12 protein-coding genes are annotated in these 11,370 nt (G+C 70.7%); 2 read left to right on the forward strand and 10 right to left on the reverse strand.

Going from position 1 to position 11,370, the window contains the following annotated elements; translation table 11 throughout:
* Together ACX9MN_RS13865 and ACX9MN_RS13870 are read right to left on the reverse strand one after the other, a co-directional pair.
* Nucleotides 1-462 carry a hypothetical protein gene (locus tag ACX9MN_RS13865; RefSeq protein WP_020094218.1) on the reverse strand — a complete coding sequence of 154 codons (462 nt, stop codon included), beginning with the start codon at nt 460-462 and terminating at the stop codon, nt 1-3.
* A gap of 185 nt (nt 463-647) precedes the next feature.
* A complete protein-coding gene (locus ACX9MN_RS13870) occupies nt 648-1,643 on the reverse strand; it encodes an extensin-like domain-containing protein (RefSeq protein WP_091681218.1) in 996 nt (331 codons plus the stop codon).
* 111 nt (nt 1,644-1,754) lie between these two features.
* Between ACX9MN_RS13870 and ACX9MN_RS13875 the strand changes: the two genes are divergently transcribed.
* Complete coding sequence (locus ACX9MN_RS13875) at nt 1,755-2,987, forward strand: amidase (protein ID WP_091681185.1); 1,233 nt, start codon at nt 1,755-1,757, stop codon at nt 2,985-2,987.
* Between the two features lie 42 nt (nt 2,988-3,029).
* On the opposite strand, the gene ACX9MN_RS13880 is transcribed toward ACX9MN_RS13875, so the two are convergent.
* Together ACX9MN_RS13880 and ACX9MN_RS13885 are read right to left on the reverse strand one after the other, a co-directional pair.
* Entirely contained in the window at nt 3,030-4,175 is a 1,146-nt protein-coding gene (locus ACX9MN_RS13880; RefSeq protein WP_489724725.1) for an AI-2E family transporter, read from the reverse strand.
* A gap of 220 nt (nt 4,176-4,395) precedes the next feature.
* Nucleotides 4,396-4,863 (reverse strand): molybdenum cofactor biosynthesis protein MoaE, encoded by a 468-nt coding sequence (locus tag ACX9MN_RS13885; protein ID WP_020094223.1) that lies wholly within the window; start codon nt 4,861-4,863, stop codon nt 4,396-4,398.
* Between the two features lie 167 nt (nt 4,864-5,030).
* Here ACX9MN_RS13885 and ACX9MN_RS13890 point away from each other — a divergent pair, with 167 nt between their 5' ends.
* Complete coding sequence (locus ACX9MN_RS13890) at nt 5,031-6,050, forward strand: gamma carbonic anhydrase family protein (protein ID WP_020094224.1); 1,020 nt, start codon at nt 5,031-5,033, stop codon at nt 6,048-6,050.
* A gap of 10 nt (nt 6,051-6,060) precedes the next feature.
* On the opposite strand, the gene ACX9MN_RS13895 is transcribed toward ACX9MN_RS13890, so the two are convergent.
* The 6 genes from ACX9MN_RS13895 to ACX9MN_RS13920 all read right to left on the reverse strand — a co-directional run bounded on the left by ACX9MN_RS13895 (nt 6,061) and on the right by ACX9MN_RS13920 (nt 11,357).
* Nucleotides 6,061-6,789 (reverse strand): amino acid ABC transporter ATP-binding protein, encoded by a 729-nt coding sequence (locus ACX9MN_RS13895; RefSeq protein ID WP_056534124.1) that lies wholly within the window; start codon nt 6,787-6,789, stop codon nt 6,061-6,063.
* Nucleotides 6,790-6,941: 152 nt separating this feature from the next.
* Nucleotides 6,942-7,634, reverse strand: a complete 693-nt coding sequence (locus ACX9MN_RS13900; RefSeq protein WP_020094226.1) for an amino acid ABC transporter permease — start codon at nt 7,632-7,634, stop codon at nt 6,942-6,944.
* A 56-nt stretch (nt 7,635-7,690) separates the two neighbouring features.
* Entirely contained in the window at nt 7,691-8,413 is a 723-nt protein-coding gene (locus ACX9MN_RS13905; RefSeq protein ID WP_059409257.1) for an amino acid ABC transporter permease, read from the reverse strand.
* Nucleotides 8,414-8,502: 89 nt separating this feature from the next.
* Nucleotides 8,503-9,426, reverse strand: coding sequence for an amino acid ABC transporter substrate-binding protein (locus tag ACX9MN_RS13910; protein WP_020094228.1), 924 nt, complete (start codon nt 9,424-9,426; stop codon nt 8,503-8,505).
* A gap of 391 nt (nt 9,427-9,817) precedes the next feature.
* A complete protein-coding gene (locus ACX9MN_RS13915) occupies nt 9,818-10,939 on the reverse strand; it encodes a branched-chain amino acid ABC transporter substrate-binding protein (RefSeq protein ID WP_091927044.1) in 1,122 nt (373 codons plus the stop codon).
* 49 nt (nt 10,940-10,988) lie between these two features.
* On the reverse strand, nt 10,989-11,357 hold the full coding sequence (locus ACX9MN_RS13920) for a DUF6867 family protein (protein WP_026605095.1): 369 nt from the start codon (nt 11,355-11,357) through the stop codon (nt 10,989-10,991).
* Between the last annotated feature and the right edge of the window lie 13 nt (nt 11,358-11,370).

The following is an 11,370-nucleotide window of genomic DNA, read 5'->3' on the forward strand; positions in this document are numbered from 1 at the left end:
TCAGGGACGCGCCATCCGGCAGGCGGTGGCGTAGGCGTAGGAGAGGTCCCGGTCGAGGCCGTGGATGCAGAACTCGACGCCCCAGGTCGCGCCGATGATGCCGAGGCTCTCGCGCACCGAGTAGTCGACCTTGCGGCGGACCCCGTCGGAGGTGGTCACGGTCGCGGTGCAGAACCGGCGCGGATAGGTGTCGAGGCCCCAGGGCCGCCACGCGGTGCGCTCGATCGTGTCGAAGGACAGGATCGTCATCGACGAGTTCCAGAACTTCGCCTCCTTCTCGGCGAAGTTGGTCGAGACCCGCTCCAGCACCGACGGGTCCTGGCAGCCCGGGATCTGCGCGTCGAACGGGAAGATCCGCTCCTCGGCGGGCTCGATGTCCTCCCGGGCCGACCGGGCGAGCGCCGGCTGGGCCAGGGCGAGAAGGGCCAGCCCGAGGGCGAAGCCGTGAAGAACCGGGCGCATGGCGCGTGCCTCGACGGATGTGCGATCCTGCATCCGCGAACGATGGCTTCGCCGCGCCGCCAGTCAAGCTCCGGCAGTCCCGCGCCGGCGCTTTGCCGGCCTGTGCGGCGCGGCCGCTACAGTCCCGCTTGGGGCGCGGCGCGGGAGCGGCGCCCGGCGCGAGTGCCGCGGGTCGCGCCCGCCTCTCAGTAGATCGGCTCCGCGCTCGGCGGCGCGCCGAGCTGCAGCGGCTCGTCGTACTCCTGCGCGGGCTCGTCGTGGGCGGCGGCGACCCGCGGTGCCGGCCGCACGGGCGCCGTCGCGGTGTAGGCCGAGGCCGCGGCCGGACGGTCGAGGGGCCGGGCGGGCGCACGGGCGACCTGGGTCGCGCTCCCGGCCTTCGACATCGGCGACACGCCGTAGGGATCGTCCTCCTCGACGTCCACCGGCGCCTGAGGGCCGGCGGGCTGGCGCTGCGGCGGGATCGGACGGCTCAGCGGCCGCTCGGCGCCGGTGCCGAGCTGCGGCGTGAACTTGATCAGCGGCTTGCAGATCCGGCGCAGACCGCGCGGGTCGTGCCGTGCGAGATCGACGTGGATGTGATCGTAGTGGAACACGTTCGAGCCGGGCGCCAGCACGGTGGTGAAGCGCTGGCAGGCGCCCAGGAAGATCTCGCGCAGGAAGCCCTGCTCGGCCTCCGTGCCGCGCCAGCCGCCCTTGACGGTGATCACGTGGCCGTCGGCGAGCTTGATCGACATGACGTCGATCGCGTTCCCGAAACCGTGCTCGGAGAGCTTGGCGCCGGGCTGGTTGTTGCGGCCGCGGCAGGAATAGGAGCCGGCGTTGATCTCGGCCACCGGCACGCCGAAGTAGAGGTTGGCGGCCGGCTGGATCGTGTCGGCGAGCCACGCCTCGGCCTCGGCCAGCGCCGGGCAGCCCAGCGTCATCCGCTGCTTCAGCAGGACGGAGCCGCCGCCGAGCCGCGTCACCCGGAAGGGCTGCTGCATGCCGCACGGCCCCGGGCCATCCATCGCCGCGATGGGCGTGATGTACTCCGAGGGCTCGACGAGCTTCTTGGCCAGGCAGACCTGCTCCGCCTGATCGCGCCACGGTTCACGTCGCTCGAAATGATTGATCGAGCACGCGGTGAGGCCCGCACCGAACAGCGCCAGGGCCGAGAACAGGGATACGCCACGCCACATGACCCGGACGATGCGCACGGTCGCGTAAAGCGTTCGTCAACGGCGTTTCGGGAATGCCGTCGGCTGTGGCGTCTCGGTTGACAGCGCCGCGGACCGCGGACTGAATGCATTATGCTCTCGCTTCTCGACCTCCGCGCCCGCATCGAAGCCGGCACCCTGACGCCCGCGGGCGCGATCGACCTGAGCCGCGCCGCGATCGCCGCGCGGGAGCCGGACCTGCGCGCGCTGGTCACCCTCGACGCGGCGCCGGCGATCCCCGAGGCCGGGCCGCTCGCCGGCATCGCGGTCGGCGTGAAGGACATCATCGACAGCGCGGGCCTGCCGACCCAGATGGGCTCGCCGATCTACGCGGGCTGGAAGCCCCGGGGCGACGCCGCGGTCGTGAGCCGGCTGAAGCAGCTCGGTGCCGTCGCCCTCGCCAAAACCACCACCACGGCCTTCGCCAGCAGCGATCCGACCGAGACGGTCAACCCGCACGATCCCGGCCACACGCCGGGGGGCTCCTCGGCGGGCTCGGCCGCCGCCGTCGGCGCCGGGATGCTGCCGCTGGCCCTGGGCACGCAGACGGCGGGCTCGGTGATCCGGCCCGCGAGCTTCTGCGGCTGCGCGGCGGTGAAGCCGTCGTTCCGGCTGATCCCCACGGTCGGCGTGAAGACCTACTCGTGGGCCCTCGACACGGTCGGGCTGTTCGCCGCCGGGGTCGCGGACGTCGCCCACGCCCTCGCGCTCGTCACCGGGCGGCCGGAGATCGAGCGGGCGGAGGGGGGCTCGGCGCCGCGCATCGCCGTGGTGCGGCAGGATTTCGCCGGCGCCCCCGAGCCGGAGGCCGAGGCGGCGCTCACCCGCGCCCGGCAGGCGGCCGAGCGGTCCGGGGCGCGGGTGAGCGACCTCGCCCTGCCGACCGAGCTGGCGCAGGCCTGGGAACGCCACCGCCTCATCCAGAACTACGAGGGTCGGCTGGCGCTGGCCTGGGAGTACGACACGCAGGCCGACGCGCTGCCGCCGCGCACCCGCGCCCATCTCGATGACGGGGCGACGATCAGCCCGGCCCAGTACGATGACGGGCGCCGCCACGGCCATCACGCCCGCCGGGTGCTGAAGGGCCTCTTCGCCGATTACGACGCGATCCTGACCTTCTCGGCGCCGGGCCCGGCGCCCGCGACCCTGGCCTCGACGGGCGACCCGCGCTTCAACCAGCTGTGGACGCTGATGGGCGTGCCCTGCGTGAACGTGCCGGTGCCCGGCCACCGCCTGCCGGTGGGCGTCCAGGTGATCGGCCGCTTCGGCGACGACGGCCGGGCCCTGGCGGTCGCCCGGATGATCGAGGCCGCGCTGCGCGGCTGACCGGCCGCCCGCGCCCGTCGACGGCGCGGGCGCCCGGGGCGCTCAGCTGCTCGGTTGCTCGTGGAGCGTGTCCTCCACGTAGAGCTGCTCCAGCAGGACCTTGATCACCGCCATCAGCGGCAGGGCGAGGGCGATGCCCCAGAGCCCGAAGATCACGCCCAGGATCAGCTGGCCGGCGAAGATCGTGGCCGGCGGGATGTCGAGCGCCCGCTTCTGGATGAACGGCGTCAGGCCGTAGCTCTCCAGGCACTGGACCGCGAGATAGACGCCGATCGCGCCGATCACCGCCTTCGTGCCCGAGGCCAGGGCGGCCAGGACGATGACGAGGCCCGCCACCAGCGGCCCGACCGTCGGCACGAAGGCGAGCAGGCCCGCCTGCAGGCCGAGGATCAGCGCGCCGCCGATGCCCAGGAAGGCGAGGCCGGCCCAGGTGCACAGGAAGATCACCGCCATGATGATCAGCTGGCCGAACAGCCAGTGGCGGAGGGTCTGGCCAGCCCCGTCGAGGACCTGGCTGGCGCGCCAGCGCTTCGCCGGCGGCACGAACCGGACCACCCCGTCCCGGTAGGCCTTCGGCTCGGCCGCGAAGGCGAGCCCCAGGAAGGCGATCACCAGCACGTTGCCGAGGGCGTCGAACAGGCCGAGGATCACGGCCGCGGCCGGTCCGAGGACGCTGCCGGCATCCGAGACGATCGAGCTGCTGCCCTTCAGGAGTCCGTTCGCGAGGCCGCCGAGGCCCCCCTCACGCTGGCCCGAATCGGTCGAGCCGTCCTTGCCACCGCCCTGCGGTGCGAGGCTCGGCACGTCGATGCCGCGCTCCGACAGCCAGCCCGTGACGGTTCCGGCCTGATCCTTGATCGTCGTCCCGAGGTCCCGGCCCTGCTGGACGATGGTGGCGCCGCCGTAGCTCCCGAAGCCGATCACCGCGACCGCGACCGCCACGCTGGCGAGGGACAGCCGCAAGCCGCGCGGGAGCGGCAGGACGCGGCCGAGCCCGCGGGTCAGGCCGTCGAGGAACACGCCGAGGAGCACTCCGGCGAAGATGAGCAGGAGCGTGCCGGCCGACATCCAGGCCAGGGCCAGCGCCGCCACGAAGCACACGACGGCGATCCCGGAGGCCGCGAGCGGTGCGGCCCCGCGCCAGGGCCCGACGGGACCGTCCAGTTCCTGAAGGCTGCTGTCCGACATCGTCGCTCCTAAACCGCGGGCTCACGAACGCCGCGGGCTCTCAGGGGTCAAGTCCGGCGGCCGGCTTCTGTGCAATCCGAGGTGGGGATGCGCGTCCACGCGTCGTCCGCGCGTCGTCCGCGCACGTCGCCGGACCGCAGTCTCCGGCCGTCGGGAGCCGGGAGCCGCACCGATCGTCGAGCGCCCTAGGGCAGCCTGAGCGCGACCCCGGGCACGGCCATTAGGCCCAGCGGCCGGCCGCGGCCTCGTCGTGGGCCGCCGCCTCGACCCAGCCGCCGGTCGTGCCGTCGGCGAGATGCTCCCGCTTCCAGAACGGGGCGCGGGTCTTGAGGTAGTCCATCAGGAAGTCCGCGGCCTCGAACGCCGCGACCCGGTGGCTGGCGGCGGTGACCACCAGCACGATGCCGTCGCCCGGACGGACCAGGCCGTGCCGGTGGATCACCCGCAGGGCCTGGAGCGGCCAGCGCGCCATCGCCTCGTCGGCGACGCGCCGGATCTCGGCCTCGGCCATGCCGGGGTAGTGCTCCAGCTCGAGGGCGGTCAGCCGCCCGCCCTCGTCGCGGCACAGGCCGGTGAAGGTCACGACGGCGCCGGCCCGGCCGCCCAGCGCGGCACTCAGGCCGGCGATCTCGGCCGCGGTGTCGAAGGGCTCGGCCTGGATGCCGACGCTCGGGACGGGGGCGCTCATGGCCCGATCCATAGGAGTCCCCGGCTTCGCGGACCAGCCCCGTCCCTGTCACACCCGGTCCCGCCTCTATATGACACGGTCCGTCGCGCCCTGCCGGCCCGGCGCGCGGCCCGCCATCGTCCGGATGTCCCCGCGCGCTCCGGACGGCGCTGGAGAAGGATACCCGCGTGACCCCCGACCTGATCCTGCCCTACGACGGCGAGCAGCCGGACTTCGCCAGTCGCCCCGTCTGGTGCGGCCGCGGCAGCACGGTGATCGGCGCCGCCCGGATCGGCGCGCAGGCCTGGATCGGCGACGAGGCGGTGATTCGCGCGGACGGCCAGACCGTCACCCTCGGCGACCGCTTCTGGCTCGGCCACCGCTCGACGGTGCACATCGCCACCGCGACGCACGGCACCCGGTGCGGCGACCGGGTCACGGTCGGGCGCAACAGCGTGGTCCACGCCTGCACGCTCGGCTCCGACGTCGTCGTCGAGGACGACGTGGTGATCCTCGACGGCGCCGAGGTCGGCGACGGCGCGGTCCTCGAGGCCGGCGCGACGGTCTTCCCCCGGGCGACGCTGCCCGGCGGCTTCGCCTACGCGGGCAGCCCGGCCCGCCCCAGCCGCGCGATCGGATCGGACGAGGTCGCCGAGCGGGCCGAGCGGTTGCGCGAGCGGATGGGCGACGGGCCCGCGCTCCCGGCCGGGGAGGCGCTGGAGGTCGAGGACAGCGTCTTCGTGGCGCGCACCGCCCGCCTGCGCGGACGGGTGAGCCTCGGCGCCGGCGCGAGCGTGCTGTTCTGCTGCGACCTCAACGCGGAAGTCGGACCGATCGTGGTCGGCGCGGACACCAACATCCAGGACAACACGGTGATCCGCACCCGGGCGGACGGGGTGGTAATCGGGCGGGACACGACCATCGCCCACAACGTCCGGATCGCCGATTGCCGGATCGGGGCGCGGGCGCTGATCGGCATCGGCGCGACGATCGCGGCCGGCACCCTCATCGCCGACGACGTCATGCTGGCGGCCGGGGCCACCACCGATCCCGGGCAGATCCTGGAGGCCGGCTACCTCTGGGGCGGCCGCCCCGCCCGCATCCTGGGGCCCCTCGACGCCGAGAAGCGGGCCATGATGATCCGCATCGTCGAGGGCTACTGCCGGCACGGCCGGGAATACCGGGCCGCGCAGGAGGCGCTGGCCTGACGACCCGCCGTCAGTGCTGCAGGATCTTCGACAGGAAGGTCTGCGCGCGCTCGGAGCGGGGGCTGCCGAAGAACTCGTCCTTCCGGGCGTCCTCGACGATCTCGCCGCGATCCATGAAGATCACCCGGTCGGCGACCTTGCGGGCGAAGCCCATCTCGTGGGTCACGACCATCATGGTCATGCCCTCCTTGGCGAGCTCCACCATCACGTCGAGCACCTCGCCGACCATCTCGGGGTCCAGCGCCGAGGTCGGCTCGTCGAACAGCATCACCACCGGGTTCATGGCGAGGGCCCGGGCGATGGCGACGCGCTGCTGCTGCCCGCCCGAGAGCTGCCCCGGGAACTTGTTCGCGTGGGCTCCCAGGCCGACGCGGGCGAGCAGGTCGAGGCCGCGCTTCTTCGCGTCCTCGCCGCTGCGGCCCAGCACCTTGCGCTGGGCGATGGTGAGGTTCTCGGTGATCGACAGGTGCGGGAACAGCTCGAAGTGCTGGAACACCATGCCGACCCGCGAGCGGAGCTTCGGCAGGTTGGTGGCCTTGTCGGCGACCTTCGTGCCGGCCACCGTGATCTGGCCCTTCTGGAAGGGCTCCAGGGCGTTGACGCACTTGATCAGGGTCGACTTGCCCGAGCCCGAGGGACCGCAGACGACCACGACCTCGCCCTTGGCGACCTGGGTGCTGCAGTTCGTCAGCACCTGGAAGTCGCCGTACCATTTGCTGATGTTGTCGATGGCGATCATCGTCTCGCCGGGGGCCACCGCCTGGGCGCCGGAGATCAGGCTGCCCGGCTGCAGGCCCGCATCCTTCGGCGCGTGGCTGGCATCGGCGACGGGTTCGGCGGCGGTGGGGGCCGGCATCGGGGACGAGGTCATGACACGGTCTCCAGTGTCGGTCAGCGGATGATGGCCACGCGGCGCTGCAGGCGGCGCACGAGGTACGAGGCCGAGAAGCAGATCGCAAAATAGACCACGGCGGCGAAGACATACATCTCGACGAGACGGCCGTCGCGCTGTGCGACCTTCGAGGCGGCGCCCATGAAGTCGGTGAGCGAGAGCACGTAGACCAGCGACGTGTCCTGGAACAGGATGATGGTCTGGGTCAGCAGCAGCGGCAGCATGTTGCGGAAGGCCTGGGGCAGGATCACGTTGCCCATGGTCTGCCAGTAGTTCATCCCGAGGGCCTGGGCGGCGGCCGTCTGACCCTTCGGGATCGACTGGATGCCGGCGCGCATGATCTCCGAGAAGTAGGCCGCCTCGAAGGCCATGAAGGTGATCAGGGCCGACGGGAAGGCGCCGACCTGGATCGGCGTCGAGGATCCGGTCAGGTAGGCGCCGATATACGGCACCAGGAAGTAGAACCAGAAGATCACCAGAACCAGCGGCAGCGAGCGGCAGAGCTCGACGTAGGCCTTGGCGAGGTGCCACAGGCCGGGAATGCCCGACAGGCGCGCCATCGCCAGCAGCGTGCCGATGATGACGCCGCCCACGGCGGCCATGGCGGTGAGCGTCACGGTGAAGACCATGCCCTGACCGAACAGGTAGGGCAGGGACGAGACGATGACGGAGAAGTCGAAATTCGAGAGCATCGGGGCCTGTTACCGGTGGCCGTCGGGCGGGGTGGCGGAGCGGAAGCGGGCGGCCCTCAGCGCTGGCCGGGGATGGCGACCGCCTTCTCCAGGAAGGTCGCCGCCGTGACGACCACGAGGTTGATGATCACGTAGAGGATCGTCGCGGCCGTGAAGGCCTCGAACACCTGGAACGAGAATTCCTGCATCGAGCGGGCCCGGGCGGTCAGCTCCAGCAGGCCGATGGTCAGCGCCACCGACGTGTTCTTGAGATTGTTGAGGAATTCCGAGGTCATCGGCGGCAGGATGATCCGGTAGGCGTTGGGCAGCAGCACGTAGCGGTAGGTCTGATAGGTGGTGAAGCCCATGGCGGTGCCGGCCATGCGCTGGCCCCGCGGCAGCGACTGGATGCCGGCGCGGACCTGCTCGGCCACGCGGGACGCGGTGAAGAAGCCGAGGCAGACCACCGCCGTGTAGAACGGCGCGTCCGGCAATTGCTTGATCGCGTCGCCGATCCGGGTCGGCACCACTTCGGGCAGCACGAAGTACCAGAGGAACATCTGGACCAGCAGCGGCACGTTGCGGAACAGCTCGACATAGGCCGTGCCGATCGCGTTCGCGGGCTTCGACGGCAGGGTGCGCAGCACGCCGACCAGGGAGCCCAGGAAGAAGGCGATCACCCAGGAGCAGAGCGCGGTCGTGATCGTCCACATGAGCCCCGAGAGCAGCATGTCGAGATACGTGCCGTTGCCCTCCGGCGAGGCGTCGAAGAAGATCCGCCAGTTCCAGTTGTAGTTCATCGCGCCGCTTCTACTGTGAGCTTATAGAGACGCACCGCGGGCCGGAGCCCGCGGTGCGCATCTTGGCATGAAACCGGACCGAACGGATCTCAGTAGGCCGCCGGATCGGGGCTCGAGATCGGGGTCGTGAACTGCTTCTTCATCTCCGCGCTCATCGGCAGGTTGAGGTTGATGTTGCGCGGCGGGATCGGCTGGGTGAACCACTTGTCGTAGAGGGCCTTGCCCTCGGGGCTCGTGTAGAGCTTGGCGGTGGCGTCGTCCGCGACCTTCTTGAACTCGGTGTCGTCCTTGCGGAGCATGATGCCGTAGGGCTCGGGCTTCGACAGGGCCTCGGTGGAGATCTCGTAGGCGGAGGGGTCCTTCGACGAGGCGGCGAGCGAGGCGAGCAGCACGTCATCCATCACGAAGGCGGCGGCGCGGCCGGTCTCGACCATCAGGAACGCCTCGGCGTGGTCCTTGGCCGGCAGGATCGTCAGGCCGAGCTTGCGCTCCGTGTTGGCCTCGTTGATCTGCTTGATGTTCGTGGTGCCCGAGGTCGACACGACGGTCTTGCCCTTCAGGTCCTCGATCGTGTGCAGGTTGGCCGACTTCTTCGAGACGTAGCGGGTCGCGGTCAGGAAGTGCGAGTTGGTGAACCACACCTGCTTCTCGCGCTCGGCGTTGTTGGTGGTCGAGCCGCACTCGAGGTCGATCGTGCCGTTCGCCATCAGCGGGATGCGGGTGGCGGAGGTGACCGGGTTGAGCTTCACCTCGAGGTTCGGGAGGTTGAGCTTGGCCTTCACCGCGTCGGCGATCTTGTAGCAGATGTCCATCGCGTAGCCGATCGGCTTCTGATCGGCGCCGAGATACGAGAACGGCACGGAGGCGTCGCGGTAGCCGATGACGATGGCGTTGGCGTCCTTCACCTTCTTGAGGGTGCCGGTCAGCTCCTGCGCCCCGACGCTCATCGGAGCGAGGGCGAGGGTCAGGCCCAGCGCCGCGGCGGCGCCGCGGCGAGCGATATCAGACTGCATCGGTACGGAACTCCTGGATCGGGCCGAACGACATCGGCCGGCGGCGGGGTACGCGGGCCCGCCCGCTCGGGCGACGCCTTTGCAATGATGGTGCCGGGAGAAGGGGCGAAGCGCCGCGCGAGCCTGCGGCTGAGTACGGACAAGTTGCGGCCAAGCCTCTGCGCACGTCCGCAGATGCGGTCCCTGCCGTCCTCATGGCCTCCTCCCAAGCGCTGAGCCGGCCTCACGCTCGCGCCGGCGGCATCATGCACACTTCTTAGGCGTACGCACGCGGTGCGGAGGACGGATCCGCCCGGAAAGCTGACGAATCCACGGTATAGAAAACGACGACGCCGCCCCCCGCGGTATCGGGAGGCGGCGTCGGACTGAAAACCCGGTTCGTGACCGCGGCTTACTTCGTCAGCTCATTGCCGCTGTAGTCGATCTTGCCGTCGGGTCCCTTCTTCCACTCGTACATGACGTAGTCGGGCCGGGTGATGTCGCCCTTCTTGTCGTAGGCGATCGGCCCGACCACCGTGTCCACCGGCTTGCCCTGGTGCAGCCAGTCGGCGAGCTTCTTGCCGTCGCTGGAGCCGGTCTCGGCCATCGCCTTCGCGAGGACCTGCACGGCCGCGTAGGAGTAGAGCGTGTAGCCCTCGGGATCGATGTTCTTGGCCTTGAAGGCGGCGAGCGCCGCCTTGGCGTTCGGGTTCTTCCGGGCGTCCGGCGGGAAGGTGGTCAGCGTGCCCTCGGCCGCGGGACCGGCGATCGCCACCAGCTCGCGGTCGACCATGCCGTCGCCGCCCATCATCGGTGCCTTCAGGCCCTGATCGCGCATCTGGCGCAGGATCAGCCCGGCCTCGGTGTAGTAGCCGCCGAAATAAACCACGTCGACGTTGGCGGACTTCAGCTTGGAGACGAGCGCCGAGTAGTCCTTCTCGCCCGGATTGATGCCCTCGGACATGACCTCCTTGCCGCCCTTGGCCTTGAAGGCCTTCAGCGTCTCGTCGGCCAGCCCCTTGCCGTAGGGGGTCTTGTCGTGGACGAAGGCGACCTTCTTGCCCTTGAAGTGATCGGCCAGGTAGTTGCCGGCGACGGCACCCTGCTGGTCATCGCGGCCGCAGGTGCGGAACGTGTTCCACATCCCGCGCTCGGTGAACTTCACGTTCGTGGAGGCCGGCGTGACCTGGATGATGCCGGCGTCCAGGTAGACGTCGGAGGCCGGGATCGACACGCCGGAATTGTAGTCGCCGACGACCATCTTCACGCCGTCGCTGGCGAACTTGTTGGCCACCGAGACGCCCTGCTTCGGGTCGGAGGCGTCGTCGCCGACCGTCACGGTCAGCGTCGTGCCCTTCAGCGTGCCGGCCTTGTTGAGGTCCTCGACCGCCTGGCTCGCGCCGTTCTTGAGCTGCGCGCCGATGGCGGCGCTATTGCCCGTGATCGGCGCGGCGACGCCGAGCTTGACCTCGGCGGCCTGCGCGGCCGCCGCCATGGCGCCGAGGGCGAGCCCGGCCAGCAGAATCGATCTCATCGCGTACTTCCCCTAAGTGTCAGGACCGCACGTGCGGATCCGGCCGCACTCATCGGACCTCGCCGGCCGCGGGCGCCCGTGCGCGCCATGTCAGCGGTGAGGTCTTCTCGTAGAGCCAGCGGTACTGGCTCGTCATCTGGCGCGTCCGCGTGTAGCGGAAGCCCGCAGCGCCGATGATCATGACGATGACCGCGTCGACCGCATAGTAGTGCAGCGACAGCAGGGTGCCCGAAAACAGGGCGTAGTGAATGAAGCGCACGGCGGCTGCCACCAGAAGCAGCGCCAGGGCGCATTGCCAGAACGGCCGCCAGCCCCGGGCGATGCCGCGGGCGGCCATCCATCCGGCCCACCCGCCCATCACGACGGTCACCAGCAGGAACAGCCAGGCCGACGGCTCCTCGTACAGGATCCCCTGCAGCACGCTCATGTGA

Source organism: Methylobacterium sp. 1A (assembly GCF_058072805.1).